The 19,281-nt window shown below is 48.8% G+C and carries 13 protein-coding genes; 4 read left to right on the top strand and 9 right to left on the bottom strand.

The window, feature by feature from the left end; translation table 11 throughout:
• Nucleotides 1-8 precede the first annotated feature (8 nt).
• Nucleotides 9-1,532, top strand: coding sequence for a helicase-related protein (locus tag VK958_RS09470; protein ID WP_325240941.1), 1,524 nt, complete (start codon nt 9-11; stop codon nt 1,530-1,532).
• A gap of 994 nt (nt 1,533-2,526) precedes the next feature.
• Here the strand turns inward: VK958_RS09470 and VK958_RS09465 are convergent.
• Together VK958_RS09465 and tsaE are read right to left on the bottom strand one after the other, a co-directional pair.
• Nucleotides 2,527-3,879 carry an N-acetylmuramoyl-L-alanine amidase gene (locus tag VK958_RS09465; protein WP_325240940.1) on the bottom strand — a complete coding sequence of 451 codons (1,353 nt, stop codon included), beginning with the start codon at nt 3,877-3,879 and terminating at the stop codon, nt 2,527-2,529.
• Nucleotides 3,870-4,328 carry a tRNA (adenosine(37)-N6)-threonylcarbamoyltransferase complex ATPase subunit type 1 TsaE gene (tsaE, locus tag VK958_RS09460; RefSeq protein WP_325240939.1) on the bottom strand — a complete coding sequence of 153 codons (459 nt, stop codon included), beginning with the start codon at nt 4,326-4,328 and terminating at the stop codon, nt 3,870-3,872. The genes VK958_RS09465 and tsaE overlap by 10 nt, the downstream gene beginning before the upstream one ends.
• Here tsaE and queG point away from each other — a divergent pair.
• Entirely contained in the window at nt 4,327-5,415 is a 1,089-nt protein-coding gene (gene queG, locus VK958_RS09455; RefSeq protein ID WP_325240938.1) for a tRNA epoxyqueuosine(34) reductase QueG, read from the top strand. The genes tsaE and queG overlap by 2 nt on opposite strands.
• 112 nt (nt 5,416-5,527) lie before the next feature.
• On the opposite strand, the gene VK958_RS09450 is transcribed toward queG, so the two are convergent.
• The 4 genes from VK958_RS09450 to glgC form a co-directional block, all read right to left on the bottom strand.
• Entirely contained in the window at nt 5,528-6,469 is a 942-nt protein-coding gene (locus tag VK958_RS09450) for an ROK family protein (protein WP_325240937.1), read from the bottom strand.
• Nucleotides 6,462-7,919 carry a 4-alpha-glucanotransferase gene (gene malQ / locus VK958_RS09445; RefSeq protein WP_325240936.1) on the bottom strand — a complete coding sequence of 486 codons (1,458 nt, stop codon included), beginning with the start codon at nt 7,917-7,919 and terminating at the stop codon, nt 6,462-6,464. Before malQ ends, VK958_RS09450 begins: the two co-directional genes overlap by 8 nt.
• 82 nt (nt 7,920-8,001) lie before the next feature.
• On the bottom strand, nt 8,002-9,711 hold the full coding sequence (locus VK958_RS09440) for a glycoside hydrolase family 57 protein (protein ID WP_325240935.1): 1,710 nt from the start codon (nt 9,709-9,711) through the stop codon (nt 8,002-8,004).
• 39 nt (nt 9,712-9,750) lie between these two features.
• The gene (glgC, locus tag VK958_RS09435) at nt 9,751-11,073 is read right to left on the bottom strand and encodes a glucose-1-phosphate adenylyltransferase (protein ID WP_325240934.1); all 1,323 of its coding nucleotides are present in this window, start codon (nt 11,071-11,073) and stop codon (nt 9,751-9,753) included.
• Between the two features lie 211 nt (nt 11,074-11,284).
• Between glgC and glgB the strand changes: the two genes are divergently transcribed.
• Both glgB and pgi read left to right on the top strand, forming a co-directional pair.
• The gene (glgB, locus tag VK958_RS09430; RefSeq protein ID WP_325240933.1) at nt 11,285-13,501 is read left to right on the top strand and encodes a 1,4-alpha-glucan branching protein GlgB; all 2,217 of its coding nucleotides are present in this window, start codon (nt 11,285-11,287) and stop codon (nt 13,499-13,501) included.
• 123 nt (nt 13,502-13,624) lie between these two features.
• On the top strand, nt 13,625-15,277 hold the full coding sequence (pgi, locus tag VK958_RS09425; RefSeq protein ID WP_325240932.1) for a glucose-6-phosphate isomerase: 1,653 nt from the start codon (nt 13,625-13,627) through the stop codon (nt 15,275-15,277).
• Nucleotides 15,278-15,347: 70 nt separating this feature from the next.
• On the opposite strand, the gene VK958_RS09420 is transcribed toward pgi, so the two are convergent.
• From VK958_RS09420 to VK958_RS09410, 3 genes are all read right to left on the bottom strand, one after another.
• Nucleotides 15,348-15,992 (bottom strand): response regulator transcription factor, encoded by a 645-nt coding sequence (locus VK958_RS09420; protein ID WP_325240931.1) that lies wholly within the window; start codon nt 15,990-15,992, stop codon nt 15,348-15,350.
• Nucleotides 15,993-16,028: 36 nt separating this feature from the next.
• Entirely contained in the window at nt 16,029-17,144 is a 1,116-nt protein-coding gene (locus VK958_RS09415; RefSeq protein WP_325240930.1) for a PAS domain-containing sensor histidine kinase, read from the bottom strand.
• Nucleotides 17,145-17,284: 140 nt separating this feature from the next.
• Nucleotides 17,285-19,084, bottom strand: coding sequence for a diguanylate cyclase (locus VK958_RS09410; protein WP_325240929.1), 1,800 nt, complete (start codon nt 19,082-19,084; stop codon nt 17,285-17,287).
• Nucleotides 19,085-19,281: the final 197 nt, after the last annotated feature.

The following is a 19,281-nucleotide window of genomic DNA, read 5'->3' as shown; positions in this document are numbered from 1 at the left end:
TGGAGGCCATGCCACTTTCTGATTTCCAAGCCTATCTCAACCGCTTCGCCCTCGCCCGCCAGCTGAATCGCCAGCATCACTTTTATGTCGGCCCGACCAACTCCGGTAAAACCTATCAGGCACTGGAAGCCTTACGCAAAGCCGATTCTGGCGTGTATCTCGCGCCGCTGCGTTTATTGGCGATGGAAGTACGTGATCGGCTGATGCAGGCAGATGTGCCCTGCAATCTGGTCACAGGGGAAGAGCGCATCATCGTACCAGGTGCAAAACATACCGCTTCGACGATTGAGATGTTACGGCCGGACCATGCAGTGGATGTCGCAGTGATTGATGAAATCCAGATGCTGATGGACCCCGATCGAGGGAGCGCATGGACTGCTGCTTTAGTTGGCGTGCCCGCCAGACAGGTGTTTATCTGTGGCGCCAATAGCGTGACTGAAAGTTGCACACGGGTGCTGGATGCCCTGAATGAGCCTTATACCCTCACCCACTTGCAGCGCATGACGCCGCTGGTGATCGAAGATGCCAGCATTTGCGGTGAGCGTTACCATGCGGCGAAACTGCGCAAAGTGTTGCAAGCTGGCGATGCGATTATCGCGTTTAGCCGCAAAGATGTATTAACACTGGCAGCACGCATCCGCCAGTGGGGTTTAACTGTCGCCACCATTTACGGCGCTTTATCGCCAGAGGTTCGCCGTGGCGAATCCGCTCGTTTTGCCAGTGGTGATGCGCAAATACTGATTGCGACAGATGCGATTGGTATGGGGCTCAATTTGCCTATCCGAAGGGTGATTTTTGCCAATATCCATAAGTTTGATGGCGTGGCCCCGCGCCCACTCAATGCCACCGAAATGCGGCAAATTGCCGGGCGTGCTGGGCGGCATGGTTTGTATGACACCGGCTATGTGACGGTGTTGGAAGATGATGAGCAATGGCATTTGAATGAAATGCTGGGCTGTGACGACACTGTCGCGCCATTTGCCCTGCCGATGGCGGTGGGTAGCGGTGATATTGAAGCTTTAAGCCAGCGCATCCCCACCTGGCGATTGGCAGAGTGTGTCGAGTATTTGCATGCACAATATCAACAGCAATCTGGCATTGCCGCTTTGCAGTGGCAGGTGACGCCCTTGCAATACCAGCAAGCGTTGCTGATAGATGAAACCGCACCCAAGCTAGCCATGCGGGATAAGTATCGTTTGATGTGCGCACCACTGGCGATACAGGTGCCGATTGCGCGGGATTATTTTGTGCAATGCATGCAGGCGATTGTGAATCAGCAACCTCGTGCCCTCCCGACAATGCCGGAATGGTTGAAAGGCCAGCAGGCGCAATATCTGGAACAGGCGGAACTGATTTGTCAGCATTTGAGTTTATATAGCTGGTTGAGTTATCAATATCCGCAGATTTTCCCTGATAGGGATTTGGTGGATGAAGCTAGAAAAACATTGAATGGATTTATTAGTCGGGCGTTGAAAGTTCAGGCGGGGTATGGGAAGACGCAAAGGGAGATGGAATTGGCGCAACAGCGTTAGTTCCTGAATGAAACATACTCTTTCTCCTGTGGATGCCCCACTTTCTTATGCTCGTCCATAAATTAAAGATTGCAAAGAACAAGACCGGCATCTTTATTTAGAAGAGATGTGCTAGGTTAAAAAATCCAATGACGGGCACAATGTCCTTTTTCGCCCCTAGGCGAGTTACTTTTCTTTGCGTGCCCAAAGAACAAGTAACCAAAAGAAAGGGCACCCTAGCTTCCGCTTGTTCCCTGCGTTGCTCATCAACGTGGGCGTCCAACGAAACTCGCCCTAGTGGCTTGCAAAAGTCGCAAGCCACCGCGGAACTCAAACAGACGCTGGCCGACAACTCCCACGCTGATTGCGCTACTCGGCGCGTCAGATAGGGGCCCATAAGAACACACGCTTTCACCTAGCTGTATCTCTTCACATTGCAACCCGCTCAATCATCGCGTCAAAATACAAAACAGTTTGTAGCGTTTTAGTTTTAGAAGTCCAAAAGTCACTTAGCATCCTGAATACCATATGTTCAAACAACGTTCCATCGTGGTGGTTTTCAACGGGCCCCTATCTGACGCGCCGAGTAGCACAGGCAAAATAAGAAGTAAGGGAGCGACTGTCCGAATCCCGCAGGAGCTCACGCTTTGTGTGAGCTACCAGGTTGAGTTTCGTGACCGCTTGTTTTGACGAGCAACGGAGGAAAAAGCGGAGGCTAGGGTGCCTTTTCTTTTGGTTACTTGTTCTTTGGGCAAGCAAAGAAAAGTAACTCGCCTAGAGGCGAAAAAGAATGGTGAAAATCGAAAGAAATATCTATTAAATATTCATCCAAACACGTAAGTGGCATCAGGTTATTTATTGCTACCTCGCTAAGCACTCGCACTACCTGGATTCTGGCCTCCGCCAGAATGACGAATTGGGCAGAGGATATCTACTTTAATCGTTACAAAAGCGCACAGATGCAGTACGAAACTCCTGCCACTCTAGGTTAAAAATATCGAGTTGAAACTGATGCTTATTTCTTAGAAAAAGAAGGATTCGTCGCTATATACGACTCCACGCCCGACAAGATCGCATTCACCAACTTATCCTGGTAACCATCATCATTCAACCTGGCCTCTTCTTCCGGGTTACTGATAAACGCCGTCTCTACCAGAATCGAAGGAATATCCGGTGATTTCAGCACCGCAAAAGCCGCTTGCTCCACATACTTCGAATGTAAGGTATTGATTTTAGAGATTCTGCCGAGTACGCCTTTGCCCAGGCGAATACTGTCATGGATCGTTGCGGTCTGTGATAAATCCAGCAAAGTACGCGCCAAATCCATATCACGTGTATCAATCGCCACGCCGCCAATCAAATCCACCGCGTTTTCTTTCTTGGCCAGGTAACGCGCACCGGCACTGGTAGCTCCACGCTCGGATAACGCAAACACTGACGAACCGCGCGCCGTGCTGTTGATAAACGAATCCGCGTGAATCGAGATAAACAGGTCTGCTTTAGCCGCACGCGCTTTCTTGACGCGGTCTCCCAATGGGACAAAGTAATCACCGTCGCGGATCAGGATTGCCTGCATATTGTCTTCGGCATCAATCTGCTGCTTGAGTTTACGGGCGATTGCCAGGGTGATATTTTTTTCGTGGCTGCCTTTGGCGCCTCTGGCACCAGGGTCTTCACCCCCATGGCCGGCATCCACAGCGATGGTAATTATTTTCTGGCCGGGTTTTGCCTGCTTGACGGTTTTTTCTAGTGGTTTATCCGCCGGCTTGTCTGCCGGTTTTTCTGTGGTTTTATCAGCCGGTTTATCGGCAGGCGTATTAGAGGAAGCTTTCTCAGGCGCTGGCTCGTTGCTTTCTACGGCCTTTTCTTCGGAACTGCTTGCCTGCGATTCCAATTGTTTGGAATGTGCCAGCGCCGGTGAGCCTAGCGGCGGTTCAGCGCTAGCGTTGGCAGTCGCAGGCGCAATGCTGATAGCCAGGCGCTGCTGGGAGTTGCCTGCATTCATATCCGTCACCAACGGTTTAATATCGGATTTGATATCAAATACAATACGGGTGGTGTTTTCTGTGAATGGCGCGATACGGATCTTGGAAAGGTAAGGATGTTGCAGATCCAGCTGCGGCGGCAACGCTTTTAATGTGGGGCTGATAGCCACTGAATCCATATCGATCACCACCCGGAACGGGTTATCCAGCGTGAAAATCCGGTATTTGATTTGCTGGTCGAGTAACAGGTCAAGATGGATCTGGCTGCCCTGCTGCTGCAAATTGGCCAGGATGACTTCAGCGGCCTGTGAAGAAATGCTGAATGCAAATACCAACGCTGTCAGCACCCAGCTTTTGAAACATTTAAAACGACTTACTGGCATAAACCTTCCAATGATAGCGGTTGCTGGCTGGTGATATGCAGCAGGCGCCCATGTGGCAAAATATCAAATCGAATCTCAATATCGGCAATCGGTAACAAGGCACCCGCATTTTCCGGCCATTCGACCAGGCAAATGCTTGTGGCATTGAAGTAATCCCTGAATCCGGCGGCTTCCCATTCTTCAGGGTCTTGAAAGCGGTACAAATCAAAATGGTAACATGAAGCGACTGGCAGGTTATAAGGTTCTACAATGGTATAGGTTGGACTTTTGACTTTGCCGCTATGGCCCAGCGCATGCAGAATGCCGCGTACCAGCGTCGTTTTACCGGCACCGAGGTCACCATGCAAATAAATCACCTGCCCCGGTTGCAACTGCTTTGCCAACACGCTTGCGGCATGCGTTGTGGCTGCTTCGTCTTTTAAAATCTGTGTAGAATACGTTTCTGTCATGTCACACCATTCACATCCTGCTCCTATTCACTTGCCTGATCATCATGCTGCCGAAAAAATGGCGGCCACAATCAAGGGCTGGGCGCGCGAATTGGGCTTTGGCAGTATTGGTATCACTGACACCGACCTGTCTGCCGCAGAGCCAGGGTTTATGCGCTGGCTTGAAAAAAAATACCATGGCGACATGGATTATATGGCAAAACACGGCTCCAAGCGCAGCCGGCCGGCAGAATTGGTACCCGGCACCTTGCGGGTGATCTCAGTTAACCTGGATTACATGCCGGAGGATGCACAGGACGGCTGGCAAACACTGGAAGACCCGAACAAAGCCTATGTCGCCCGTTATGCCATGGGGCGTGACTACCACAAGGTGATGCGGCAAAAACTGCAACAGCTTTGCACGCGTATCACCGACACCTATGGCAGTTTTGAATACCGCGTATTTGCCGATAGTGCACCGGTGCTGGAAGTCGCCTTGGCAACCAAGGCTGGCGTCGGCTGGCGTGGCAAACATACCCTGCTGCTTAACCGGCAACAGGGTTCCTGGTTTTTTCTTGGGGAAATTTACACCAACCTGGCTTTGCCGATTGATGAACCAACTACTTCACATTGCGGCAGTTGCAGCGCCTGTATTGATATCTGCCCTACCCAGGCCATTGTCGCCCCTTATGAATTGGATGCCCGGCGTTGTATTTCATATTTGACCATCGAGCACAAAGGCAGCATCCCACCGGAATTGCGGCCATTAATCGGCAATCGTGTCTACGGCTGCGATGATTGCCAGCTCATTTGCCCTTGGAACAAGTTTTCTGTCTCTAGTGAAGAAAGTGATTTTTCTGTGCGAAATGGTCTGGATAGTACAGATTTAGTGTCCTGCTTCAAATGGACTGAAACGGAGTTTCAGCAACGTATGGCTGGCAGTGCGATTTATCGCATAGGCTATATTCAATGGTTGCGGAATGTGGCGGTAGGATTAGGCAATGCGCCGACTTCGCCTGAAGTGATTACTGCATTGGAAGCACGACTCCATGAAGAAAACGAGATACTTCGGGAACATGTAGTTTGGGCTTTAGAACAACATGAATAATGAAAATAATTTATAAATAACAAATACTTAATGGTTTATATTAAAGTTATTTATTAATTAAAAATTCTAGAACATTTCACCCTTGAAAACGCAATAAGAAAAGAGACCACACTCAATTAGCAGCTAGATCTGCGAGGAAGGCTGCTCCTAGCATTCCCGCATTATCTCCCGAAGCCGACAAATTCACTTTGACTTTATCTCGCAACACACGAATCAAATCAGTCTGCAATCGCTGGGTAAATGACTCTTCCATTAACGCCCAAGAAGAAACCACGCCACCACCAATCACAATATTTTCAACATCTACAATATTTAGAGTTAAAGCAATAGCTTGTGCCAGTTTTTCACCTGCAAGGGCAAACACTGACTGCGCTTGTTTCTCACCTTGTATGGCAAGCGTTGAAACTTCTTGCGCTGATAATTGTTTGCCGGTTAGCCTGGCATAGTTTTTACCAATTGCGGTGGCAGAAGCATACTGTTCTACACATCCCCTGTTGCCACAGCCACACTCTGGACCATCACGCTCAACAATTAAATGGCCTAACTCCAGTGCGTAACCATGTGCCCCTGCCCATACTTTGCCGTTAGCAACCAATCCACCACCAATTCCAGTGCCAAGACCTGCGTATAACAAGCCTCCTGCAGGTTGTTCAAGCGAGCAGTACTCACCATATGCCGCTGCATTGCCATCGTTGACTACGAGCACTTTCCGTCCAAGCAGCTTTGATAAATCCTTGCCTAAATTGACATTGATAAGCCCGGGAAGGTTAGGTGATTGAGCAAGTACACCAGACTCTGGGTTGATAAAGCCCGGGAAACCTATCCCTATACTTTGTATTGCCGAGTGCTTATCCAGCATGGTTTGGATTGCCGTTGCTGTGACTTGCAATATATTTTGCCACGCTTGCTCGGGCGAGTTTTGTTTGCAGATGGCTGAATAATTGGCTTGAAAACGGGTTTCTTCAAGCAATGTGAGATTAGAGAATACGCCAAGCCGTAAGTTAGTACCGCCGACATCCAGCCCCAGGCGCAAAGCCGTGTTTGACTCAGCCATAGGCACGGCCACTTTCTTTCACAAGCGCTTTAAAGCTAGTAATTTTTTCATCCGTCAATTGTTCCCAGTGCATGCGCCAGGCCCAGTTATTGATACTGGTGCCGGGTGTGTTCATACGTGCACTGCCATCCAGCCCTAAAATATCCTGCATGGGGACAACAGCAAGGAAAGCAATGCTGTTTAATGCAAGCCGCATTAATGCTAGCGGCATCTCTGGTGCTTCCTGTTGCAGATAGTCCTGCAAATGCAACCGCGGCCCCTCTTCTGCCTCTTGGTACCAGCCCAGTGTCGTATCGTTGTCATGCGTGCCGGTATACATCACGCTGTTTTCATCGATATTTTCCGGCAGATAGGGATTATCGTAACCGCTACCAAAAGCGAATTGCAGGATTTTCATGCCAGGCAGGTTGAAGGCATGGCGTAGTGCGTCGACATCTTCAGTGATAATACCGAGATCTTCCGCCACCAGGCTCAGTTGTGGAAAGGTCTGTATGATGGCTTGTAATAACGCATGTCCTGGGGCTGGCTGCCAATACCCATTGATTGCGGTCGGCTCACTCACGGGAATCTCCCAGGCGGCCTGCAACCCGCGGAAGTGATCTATGCGCACAATATCAAAAAGCTTGGATTGCGTTTCGATACGGCCCAGCCACCAGGAGAAGCCATTAGCCTGCATGGTATCCCAGTTGTAATGCGGGTTACCCCAACGCTGGCCGGTGATGGAGAAGTAATCCGGCGGCACGCCGGCCACCACAGTCATGTTTGACTCAGCATCCAGCTTGAACCACTCAGGGTGCGCCCACACATCAGCACTGTCATAAGCAACAAATATCGGCAGATCCCCAAACAGCTTGATGTCACGCTGATTGGCATATATTTTGAGTTGGGCCCATTGCTGGAAAAATATATATTGGGTGAACTTGATCAGCGTCAGTTTTTCCTCATGCGTCTCCGTAAATGCCTGCAACGCCAATATATCGTGCACACGATAAGCCTCGGGCCATTCATTCCAGCCTTTGTAGCCATGCTGCTCACGCAAGCTCATGAACAGTGCAAAGTCTTCAAGCCAAAACTGTTGCGCCTGGCAGAAGCGTGCAAAACCGGACCAGCTCAGGCCGTGGCCATCCACTTTCGAGATAGCACCATTCGACTGCACGCGCAGCATGACTTTGGCAAATAATTCAGGTTGAGACAGATTCACTTCGTCCGGCAGGCACCAGCCTTCGTTCAATAGCTGTTTGACACTGATCATGCCAGTATGCCCGGCATGCGCTGACACGCTTTGGTAGGGAGACTGGTCTTCGTGTGGCAGGGTGACCGGCAAGGTTTGCCAGATAGACACTTCCATATCCACCAGATTATTTATGAAACGATACGCATCCGGCCCAAGATTACCTTCTGGTAATGAGGTGATATGCATTAAAACACCGACTTGTCTGGCTTGCGTCATATTGTTTTTATTAAATTAAACTCTTGAAGGGGTTAAATGAAAATGAATAGAGTAGACCGGATCAAGTCAATTGAGCGCTCAATCAAGATGTGCCTCGACGCATAGTGCCGGCATTTTCGGAGTTTCCACCACCGTGACTGATAGATTGGGAAAGGTTTTCTGGAGGGACTAAACCCAATAAATGGTAAAGATTACTCAGATTGCGGCGGTAGAGCTTGTCAAAACTAGTGACGCTTTGCGCATTGTTATAATCGCCAAACCACCAGAACCAGTCTGAACTTTCGCAGACAGAGAGTTGCTGCTGGCATTTCTCTTTGGCGGCGACTGAAAGCTTGTGCACATGCTGGTCATATTGGCGCTTGGCCTCACACAAGAGGTCCCACGCGCGGTTTTTAGCTGGTTCGCCGATCCAGGTACTGAAAGTGCCATGCACCCAGCTACCGGCGCATATATCTTTCAACAGATCGGGTTGCGGTAGCGCCTGCGACTCCTGCATAGCGAGAATATCACTGAACGTAGTCATCTGGATCAAAGGATGATTCGCCAGGTTCTGGTATAACTCCTGCAAGAAGTAATAGCCGTTATAAGGATAATATTCCCAGGCATTCTCACCATCTAAAATCACGCTAACGACTGGTGGTGTATCCTCGTCGCTGTTGGCATGAATGGCTTCCAGTGACTGGATAAAATCGTTTACAGCCTCGCTGGCGTATTGCTTGGAATATTCAAAGCCGATTTTGTCTGATAACTGGTCATCTCGAAAAAAACACACGATATCCTGCTGGCCATTGGTCACCCGGTATGGCTGGTATAGATAGTCTTTGGCATGCTCGTGTTCCAGGCCCAGCTTTTTCAGGCTATTGGCGAGCACGCCCTGCCCGGTGGCGGCCCATGCAACATTCTGTTCCGCCAGCAGCGATAAGGCAGCATGGGAAACCGCCCCCTCGGCGGGCCACATACCCACTGATTTCTGCCCAAATACTTTTTCATGAAAAACCTTGGCGGCCTCAACATGCGTAATGGCGCGTGCAGGTCCATCCGGGTAAGTGGGTGAGTTAGGCAGAGGTGCGTTTGGCATCGCATCTTTCGTGCTTTTGAGGTCAATCAGCAAAGGCAGGATAGGATGGTAATAAGGCGTGGTAGTGAGCTCGATCTGGCCTTTGGCGACTAGCGCCTTGTAGCGCGGCAAAATGCCCTGAAGGGTTTCACTAAGCACCTCGAGCAAGGCCACGCGGTCTTCCAGGGTAAACAGCAGCCCTTTTTTCATCAGGCCCTGGATGACTTTACTCTTGCGGCGCAAACCCTCACCAGTCCACGCCAAATGGTACCAAACCAGCAGGTCAGACTTGTACTGGGCCGATAGATAATGAAATTGTCCGGTTTTCATCACCGGCTCGACCAATTCATAAAGATGCAGCAAGCGCTGGTAATGCGGGAAAGGACTGAGCATTTTCTCGTGGTGCGCTTTAAAGCAGCTATCCACGATCAACTGGCAATCGGCATCTGTAATGTGATCAAGGTCAGGACTGGCCAATAAGCGTAACAAGGGGTCACGCCATTGGCCGATACGGGATTGTTCGGCGTAATCCTGTAACTGCTCAACCAGGATGGGGACAAAATTGAAGGTAACTCTTGCCTTTGGATTCTGCTCGAGATGATAGGCCATGTCGCTGTAATCCTTAAGCGCATGCAGATATGTCCACGGCAGAACATACTCACCACTGACCTGATCCCGGTAATCGGGCTGATGCATGTGCCAATACAGATTCAATAACAATTTTTTATCGGACATACATCTCTCTTTCGTCTTCGACTTACATGGTTCTATAAATTACTTTACACGGTACAAATCCTGACCCAGCATGTCTGGCGTGACAAGCACGATACCCTTCTCGGACACGTAAAAACGCTTGCTGTCGCGGACCAGATCTACACCAATCTGCATGCCGGCAGGTATGTCACAACCCCGGTCAATTACTACATTTTTAAGTGTGACACCCTGGTTGATCTTCACCTTGGGCAATATTACTGCACCATCAAGGTCGCAATAATCAGCCACGTGCACTCCGGAGAATAAAACCGAGTTGGAGACACTGGAACCGCTAATCAGGCAGCCTCCGGATACCAGTGAGTCGGTGGCTTTACCGGTACGCCCTTCATCCTTGAAGACGAATTTCGCGGGTGGCAATTGCTCCTGGTAAGTCCATATAGGCCACTCACTGTCATACAAGTTCAATTCAGGAATGACTTTTGTGAGCTCCATATTGGCTTCCCAATAGGCATCAATCGTTCCGACATCACGCCAGTAATAACTGTTCCCCAGCGCGCCTACGCAACTATCGGTAAACCGATGCGCCTGCACGCGATATTTTTTAATGATGTAAGGGATAATATCCTGGCCGAAATCATGATTGGAATGACGGTCATAGGCATCGCGGATGAGTTGTTCATACAGGAACTTGGCATTAAAGATATAAATACCCATGCTCGCAAATGACTGGCTGGGATCATCAGCCATAGGCTTGGGGTTGGCAGGCTTCTCATCAAAGGCAACCACACGGTCGGTGTTATCCACTTCCAGCACCCCGAAGCCTTTGGCATCTTCAAGTGGCACATTGATACAGGCAATCGTCATATCCGCATTGCTGCGCGCGTGCGTGGCCAGCATTTTGCCGTAGTCCATTTTGTAGATATGGTCTCCGGCAAGCACAAGAATGTACTCACCACCGTTTTCACGTAACAGATCAATATTCTGGTAAACCGCATCGGCGGTACCCTTGTACCACTCCTCACCCAGACGCTGCTGAGCGGGAATAATATTGACGTATTCGTTGAACTCACCACGCAAAAACCCCCAGCCACGCTGGATATGCTGAATCAGGCTTTGTGCTTTGTATTGTGTAGCGACATTGATGCGACGAATGCCGGAATTGATGCAATTGGAAAGCGGGAAATCAATGATGCGGAACTTACCGCCAAATTGCACTGCAGGTTTAGCACGCCAGTCAGTCAGGTTTTTTAATCGACTGCCCCGGCCACCGGCAAGAATAATAGCCACTGTATTTTTTGTAAGAGTACTGATGAACCGGTCAGAATGACGCTCTTGCCTACGGTTGTACCTTCTGCGTTCAACAAATTCAACTGCTTTAGACATGATGCCTTCCTGTTTTCCTGATCCTGAAAATCAGCCTGCAGCCATGCATAGCGAAACACCCTAAAAGACGACACAACGCTTGTAAACAGCAGGTCCGACACCCACAGTCTGCATGATAATTCAGGCAAAGACAACGATATTTCCGCCGGAAACGGCGTAAAACCTCACTTTTTTTGTTAGGATGAAGGATAGTCAATCGGACCTTGCAAGCATGACAGTCAAATCAGCAGCATCGCATCACACATATTCCCTGCACCTGCAACGTATTCTTGATGCTACCCATCACAACCCTTTCGAATTCCTAGGGACGCATCAGGATGAAGTAGATGGGCCATGGTTTGTACGTGTATTCCAGCCTGATGCGGATAAAATCTGGGTAAAAATCAATAAAACCTGGCAACCGCTGGCCTTAGTCGATCGCCAGGGGTTATTTGAATATGCATCACCGGTAGCTTTAACAGTTCCGGCGCAATTGCGTATCCAGCCGCACGGCAAGGAAACCTATTACGAAACCACAGATACCTACAGCTTCAAAAGCACGATTCCTCAAGAAGATATTTACCTGTTTGGCGAAGGCAGATTGCTCGAAGCCTACAATACCTTGGGTGCAATACCAATGACGGTCGATGGCGTAGAGGGTGTCAGGTTTGCCGTGTGGGCGCCAAGCGCAGCCCGCGTCAGCGTGGTGGGCAGCTTTAACCAGTGGGATGGCCGTGTGCATGCCATGCGTGTACTCGGTGGCAGCGGTGTGTGGGAATTGTTTGTCCCTCGCTTGACCGAGCACGATTTATATAAGTTTGAGATCCGTAACCGCGAGCATGGCTTTGTGGTGGTTAAAGCTGACCCTTATGGCAAAGCTTTTGAACCTAGACCCGGTTCGGCCAACCGTATCTGCCAGAGTCGCTACACTTGGCAAGATGAACAATGGCTGCAACAACGCCAGCAGCATGATTGGCTGCATGCGCCGTTTAACTGTTATGAAGTGCATCTAGGAAGCTGGCAACGCGATAAAAATGGTCATTTCATGACTTATCGTGACCTGGCTGATACCTTAATCCCGCATTTGACCAGCATGGGCTACACCCATATTGAATTATTGCCGATTGCAGAGCATCCACTGAATGAATCATGGGGTTACCAGGTCACGGGCTACTTTGCACCTACCCAACGTTTTGGCAGTCCGGATGACCTGAAATACTTTATTGATCAATGCCATGCCGCCAATATCGGCGTGATCCTTGATTGGGTTCCAGGACATTTTCCTAAAGATGACTGGGCGCTGGCACGTTTTGACGGTACGGCGCTCTATGAGCATGCTGACCCCAGGTTAGGTGAACACACCGACTGGGGCACTTATATTTTCAATTACGGACGTAATGAAGTCCGCAACTTCCTGTTAAGTAACGCTTATTACTGGATAAAAGAATTCCATATTGATGGCTTGCGGGTAGATGCGGTAGCTTCGATGTTATACCTGGATTATTCTCGTAATGCGGGTGAATGGGTGCCCAATATTTATGGCGGCCGTGAAAACCTCGAGGTGATTGAATTCCTCAAGCAATTGAACACTATGGTTGGCGAGCGCTTCCCCGGTGCACTTGTCATCGCTGAAGAGTCAACTTCATGGCCAGCGGTTTCACGCCCTGTCTACACAGGTGGGCTGGGTTTCAATATGAAGTGGAACATGGGCTGGATGAATGATGTACTCGCCTATATGGAAATCGATCCACTCTATCGTCAATACGAACACAATCGCCTGACTTTCGGCCAAATGTATGCATACTCAGAAAATTTTGTATTGCCTTTTTCGCATGATGAAGTGGTACATGGAAAAAAATCCTTACTGGGCAAGATGCCAGGTGATAACTGGCAGAAATTTGCCAATTTAAGATTGCTACTGACTTTCCAGATGACCATCCCCGGGAAAAAACTGAATTTCATGGGCAACGAGTTTGCGCAGTGGCGTGAATGGAATGTCAACCAGAGCCTGGACTGGCATTTACTGGAAGATAGCTATCCCGAACACATTATGCATAGAGGTGTGCAATCGCTGGCACGCGATCTGAATATACTTTACAAGCAACGCCCTGCCCTGCATGCACATGATTTTGACCAGCAAGGCTTTCAATGGATAGATTGCCAGGATACAGGGCAATCCCTATTGAGTTATATTCGCCGCGGTAATGATCATAGTTTTGTTATAATAGTGCTTAATTTTACACCGGTACCTCGACATCAATATCGCCTGGGCGTGCCGCAACCGGGTGTATATAAAGAAGTGTTTAACAGTGATGCAACTATTTATGGTGGTAGCGACGTAGGCAACAGCCAGGGCTGCCGCTCTGACCCCGTTCCGTGGATGGATCATCCTGACTCAATCAGTATAAACTTACCTCCACTGGCAGGTGTCATACTTCAGTTACAATGAATTGATACACTACAACGATGACACAACGGCTCGCAAAAGGCATTGAATGATTGCCGTTTGCGGGCCTGATAAATTTACTGACTTGAAATTTAATTGACTTGAAAAATAAAGCAACAACATAACATGGCAAAATTAACGACGCATCCAAGCTGGCACGCGCTGAACCAGCATCAAAGTGATATCCGCAATGTTCAAATGCGTGATTTGTTTAAACAAGACGCAAAACGCTTCGAAGAATTCAGTTTAAACGTAGATGATATTCTGCTGGACTATTCCAAGCATCGCATCACCAAACAAACTTTATCCCTGCTGTTCCAACTGGCCCGTGACTCCAAAATAGAGGCATGGCGCGACCGTATGTTTAGCGGTGAGAAGATCAACATCACTGAAAATCGCGCTGTGCTTCATACAGCGCTGCGCAACCGCAGCAATACTCCGGTAGAAGTTGATGGCAAGGATGTGATGCCGGAAGTCAACGCAGTGTTAGCGCATATGCGTAGCTTTACTGAACAAGTGCGTAATGGTCAATGGACCGGCTACACTGGCAAACGCATTACAGATATCGTGAATATCGGGATTGGCGGATCAGACCTGGGGCCGGTGATGGCTTGTGATGCATTGAAACCTTATGCCAGCCCGGATTTAAAAGCACATTTTGTGTCCAATATCGACGGTGCACACCTCATACGGGCGCTTGAAGAATGCAACCCTGAAACCACACTGTTTATCGTGGCTTCCAAGACCTTCACCACACAGGAAACCATGACCAATGCGCACTCCGCTCGTCGCTGGTTCCTTGAGTCTGCAAAAGATGAGCAACACATTGCCAAGCACTTTGTCGCATTATCTACTAATGCCAAGGCTGTGGAAGCATTCGGTATTGACCCGGATAATATGTTTGCCTTCTGGGATTGGGTAGGCGGGCGTTATTCCCTGTGGTCTGCGATCGGCCTATCGATTGCCCTGTACGTAGGCATGGACAATTTTGAGCAGTTGCTGGCCGGCGGTCACGCCATGGATCAGCACTTCAAAACCGCTCCGCTGGAACAAAACATGCCCGTCATCATGGCATTGCTGGGCATCTGGTATAACAATTTCTTCCATGTCGATACGCACGCGATTTTGCCTTACGACCAAGGCATGTCACGCTTCGCTGCTTACTTGCAACAGGCAGATATGGAAAGCAACGGCAAATTCATTTGTCGTGACGGCAGCCGCGTCAGCTACAAAACCGGCCCTGTGATCTGGGGCGAAGCTGGCACCAATGGACAGCATGCGTTTTACCAGCTCATCCACCAGGGTACGCAGATGGTACCCGCCGATTTCCTGATGCCTGTGAAAAGCCATTACAAAGTCGGCAGTCCGGATGACCAGCATCACAAGATTTTGCTGGCTAACTTCCTGGCACAAACCCAGGCATTGATGCTGGGTAAAACCCGCGAAGAAGCGCGTTCAGAACTGGTTCAACAAGACTTTAGCGGCAAAGCATTGGAAGACTTGTTACCGCATAAAGTGTTTGAAGGTAACCGCCCGACCACTTCCATCATGTTTGAGCAATTAACGCCATTCACCCTGGGTAAATTGATTGCTTTGTATGAGCATAAGGTTTTTGTGCAGGGGATTATCTGGGATATCAACAGCTATGACCAATGGGGGGTTGAATACGGCAAGCAAATTGCCAGTCAGATCCTGCCACTGTTGAAAAATGAGGATGAAATTACGTGCTTTGACAGTTCGACCAATGGCTTAATCAATTACGCAAAGAAATCATCATAGCGTATTGATTTAAAAGTTAAAAAGGCCTTTTCGTAAGGCCTTTTTTATTGCTCATTACTTATTCAATTAATTATTCAACAAGTTGATTTTTGATTGCATAATGGGTGATATCCGCATTGTGTTTCAGATTCATTTTTTCCAGTAAACGCGTGCGATACATGCTGACAGTTTTTACTGACAATGCAAGTTTATCCGCAATCTCGCCCACAGATAAGCCTGATGCAATCATGCGCATCACTTGGAACTCACGATCAGATAACGACTCATGTAATGCAGCAGCATGTTCATTGCCTACTTGCTCTGCAAGGATTTCCGCCACATTGGCAGTGATATATTTTCTGCCTTTAGCCAGGGTGTGGATGGCAGTGAGCAACTCTTCCGAGGCTGTGTGTTTGCACAAATAGCCTGAAGCGCCTGAACGGATAGACCTTACCGCATATTGGTCTTCCATATACATGGACAGCATCAGGATATTCAATGCCGCATTTTCACGCTTGATCAGTTTCAGCGCTTCAATCCCGGTTTTATCAGGCAGAGATATATCCAGCAACATCACATCCGCATCGATTTCCCGCACACATTTAAGTGCTTGCGCAACATTCTCAGCTTCGCCGACAACATCAATATCACCGCTCGCCATTAATATCTGTTTAATGCCTGAGCGCAGGATGGCGTGGTCATCGACGATAATGACTCTAATTTTTTTAGTATCCAAACCGTTCCCTCATATTTTCTCTGGTGCTGTTCTAAATCATGCAATCGGACGCACAGGCGCTTGTATGCGAATCAAAGTGCCGTTGCCCTGCACCGGGGACTCAATATAACACTCACCGCCAAAGGCTGCTGCGCGCTCCTGCATGCCCCTCAAGCCAAAAGAGTTCGGCTTTATTTTATCGGCAGGAGCGATGCCTATACCATTATCCTCAATGGTCATGAATAACGCTTCTTCAACCCTGTTTAATTCTACCCGCACCTCATCTGCCTGGGCATATTTCGCTATGTTAGATAAGGCTTCCTGACAAATACGGAATAGGGCCATCGATTTGTCGTGGTCGCATTCCAGTTCATCACAATTAGTGACAAACCTTGCCTTCAACCCCAATTGCTTTTTGAATTGATTCACTTGCCATTCGAGTGCGTCAACCAAGCCCAGATCAAGGATATTCGGTCGCAGGTTGCCGGAAATACGGTGCACAGAGTCAAATGTCTGGTTCACAATCGATTGCAGCATGGTTGCCTGTTCAATATCAACAGGTGAGCCGTTCTGGATTTTCTGGATAATGGTGGAAAGGCCAAGCTTCATCGCTGTCATATTGCCGCCTAGATCATCATGGATCTCGCGCGCAATGCTGACACGTTCCTGTTCTTTTACCTGGTTCAAATGCGCGGTAAGTGCCTGTAGATCTTTCCTGGCCTGCTCGATTTCCAGCTTTTCCTGCTTGCTCTGGCTGATATTCAGCATGATGCCATCCCATTGCACAGCGCCCTGCCCCAGTGCTTGTATGGTGGCGCGGATATTGACCCATTTCATATCCTGCCAGTCAGCAATCCAGATTTTACCTTCCCAATCCAGCCGTTTATGTTGCCTGGCGGATTGCTGCAATTTGTATTTGAACTGGGTGGCAGACTTTTCTTCCATGGCATTGAATAAAGTCTGTGCGTCTTTGAGCAATGCAGCGGTGGGAATGCCCAGCAACGCTTCGCAGCCATCACTCAAGTAAGTGAATACGACTTGCGCATCGGCGGTCATATGCATTTGAAATACCAGGCCGGGGATACTGGAAACAATGGCTGAAAATCTGCGCTCGCTTTCATGCAAGGCATCTTTGACGCTATCGACAGGGAGGTCAGTTGCAGGGCTGGTCACAGGGCACCTCGTTCAAGATGCCAATTAGCATACCATGACAGCGAGTGCGTTGGGTATGCTTTATAGGAAATGCAGGCAGCCGGTCAAGGTTGATGTGCTTCTTAGGAAAATAATGAAGCTGGGCCTAGACGAAAAGTGAGTCAGCGCTGGCTTTGGCGTAAATCGACTTCTGTCATGACACGATTTTTTCCACTCTTCTTGGCCAGATACATTGCCTGGTCCGCACGCAATAAAATCGAGCTCACATCGTCTTCTGATTGAAAAAGCGCCACACCGGCACTAAAGGTAATCAGCAACTTCTGGTTATTACCAAGAAAGTACTCTTTCGTCAGTGAGCGTTGCAAGCGACTCATCGTGGTCACGGCTTCGTCGAGTTTAGTATTCGGGAGAATCACCACGAACTCTTCACCGCCCATCCTCGTCACGATGTCGGTTGGGCGTACAGTGCGTTTTATCACGGCTGCCAAATGCTTCAGGGCGGAGTCACCGGCACCGTGTCCATGCTGATCATTCAGCGATTTAAAATTATCAATATCCAGCAGTGCCACACTCAACAACTCACCGCTCCGGTGAAAACGGGCGATCTCAGTGCTGAATGCATCGTCCATGCCACGGCGATTGAGTACACCTGTCAGTTGATCAATACGTACAACTTCACTTAACTGGCTTAACTCATCTTGCAGTTTTACCATACGCTCCTGCGTCGCGTTTGCAACACGTTGCTGATCAAGCAAATCATCTCGCGAACGCATAATGTCAGTTTGCATCACAGAGGTATCACGCATCAGGTGATTGACTAATTCATTGATTTTGATCAGGTCATCCGTTTGTGATAGCTGTTCGGCATAACTTTCAATTTTTCCGCTATACAACTCGCTGGCTTCACCCATGTATTTGAGCTTATCAATAAAAGAACCAATCAATGTTTTAAATGAATTTCTAGCCTCCACCAGGCTATGCTTCACTAATCCCTGCTTGTAAATGACTTCTTTCAGGCTTTTTTCAGCCTGTTTGAGTTTGGCACGGTCTAATGGGCCGCTGATAATCGATTGCACCGCATACACCTGGCCACTTACCCAGCTATCTTCGGCCACCAGTTCACCAATATTAGATAACAGCAAGTGCAGCAAATCAATAATGTCGCCGCGTACATCATCCTCTTTGGCACCGATCACTTCCACACGCATCAGCAAGGCTTTCAGTGATTTGGCCAGCGCTTCCCATTCCTTGACCTTTTTAGCGCGTTCGGTGCTTTCTTGTACGGCAACAGCTTCTACCTGCAAGTCAGGATAACCTTCCAAGCGCGGAATAAGACCTAGTTGCAAAGTCTGCTTGAGCAGGGTTTGCAAAATAGTGAATGCCCCATGGAATTGCTGTACTTCGTTAGGTAACTCGTCCTTAGTTAATGGCTCTATGGGCGCGACAACCTGAGCTGTGCCGGGCACCTCTTTTAACTCTGGCACAGAGACACCCTCAACCCTGGCATCCGCCGGTAACCAGTTATTGGCCATGCCCAGCAACTTGTCCGATAAGGTGTCATCGTTACCAAAGTTGATCAGTACCCGCTCCAGCATTTCGCGTTTTTTGGCGGGCTCCATCGCTGAGCGCTTGTCATCCCAGCCCTGCATCAAGGTGCGGATCGCCTTTGGCCATTTGGTGGAATGGCTGAGTTGCTGCTGCATGGCCTCTTTCAGCAGATCGCCCAAGCCTTGCCAGTTATCCTGTTTCAGTACTTTTTCCCAACGGTTGACCCAGTTGGTTTGTTCCATGGAGTCATGCGGCAACTGCTTGAGTGCTTTGCGCAAGGCGGATGCGGCATCTTCCTTCGCGGGTTTACCGGAGATTTCCAGGTAAATCTGTGTGTAATTATCCGGCGTAGGCTCCACCCGGCGTACCGCCATTTGCTTAATGGTTTCGCGTGCTATTTCGGATGCAGTCATGGAGTTCCATTCATTGCCATAATATTTGTTACCGCACAAATTGACTGAAAATAACGCCTATTGTGAAGCCGGATTTAGCAAATCGATGTGGTTATAAGAAGGCAGATTGCCCATTATTTTCTGGATTATAAAAATGGCGAGATTCAGCGCCTAACTTTGAAAAACACAGCCATGCATACTGGGTTTTGCGTTACAAT

The organism is Methylophilus sp. (genome assembly GCF_035460085.1).
Classification (GTDB): domain Bacteria; phylum Pseudomonadota; class Gammaproteobacteria; order Burkholderiales; family Methylophilaceae; genus Methylophilus.
The sequence above is the reverse complement of the archived record's forward strand: the minus strand, read 5'-3'. Positions and strand labels throughout refer to the sequence as shown.

Bases quoted from the DNA above. Each gene is read 5' to 3' on its own strand.
- VK958_RS09470 (WP_325240941.1), top strand. From the start codon at position 9: ATGCCACTTTCTGATTTCCAAGCCTATCTCAACCGCTTCGCCCTCGCC.
- VK958_RS09465 (WP_325240940.1), bottom strand. From the start codon at position 3,879: ATGCCAGTAAGTCGTTTTAAATGTTTCAAAAGCTGGGTGCTGACAGCG.
- queG (WP_325240938.1), top strand. From the start codon at position 4,327: ATGTCACACCATTCACATCCTGCTCCTATTCACTTGCCTGATCATCAT.
- tsaE (WP_325240939.1), bottom strand. From the start codon at position 4,328: ATGACAGAAACGTATTCTACACAGATTTTAAAAGACGAAGCAGCCACA.
- VK958_RS09450 (WP_325240937.1), bottom strand. From the start codon at position 6,469: ATGGCTGAGTCAAACACGGCTTTGCGCCTGGGGCTGGATGTCGGCGGT.
- malQ (WP_325240936.1), bottom strand. From the start codon at position 7,919: ATGACGCAAGCCAGACAAGTCGGTGTTTTAATGCATATCACCTCATTA.
- VK958_RS09440 (WP_325240935.1), bottom strand. From the start codon at position 9,711: ATGTCCGATAAAAAATTGTTATTGAATCTGTATTGGCACATGCATCAG.
- glgC (WP_325240934.1), bottom strand. From the start codon at position 11,073: ATGTCTAAAGCAGTTGAATTTGTTGAACGCAGAAGGTACAACCGTAGG.
- glgB (WP_325240933.1), top strand. From the start codon at position 11,285: ATGACAGTCAAATCAGCAGCATCGCATCACACATATTCCCTGCACCTG.
- pgi (WP_325240932.1), top strand. From the start codon at position 13,625: ATGGCAAAATTAACGACGCATCCAAGCTGGCACGCGCTGAACCAGCAT.
- VK958_RS09410 (WP_325240929.1), bottom strand. From the start codon at position 19,084: ATGACTGCATCCGAAATAGCACGCGAAACCATTAAGCAAATGGCGGTA.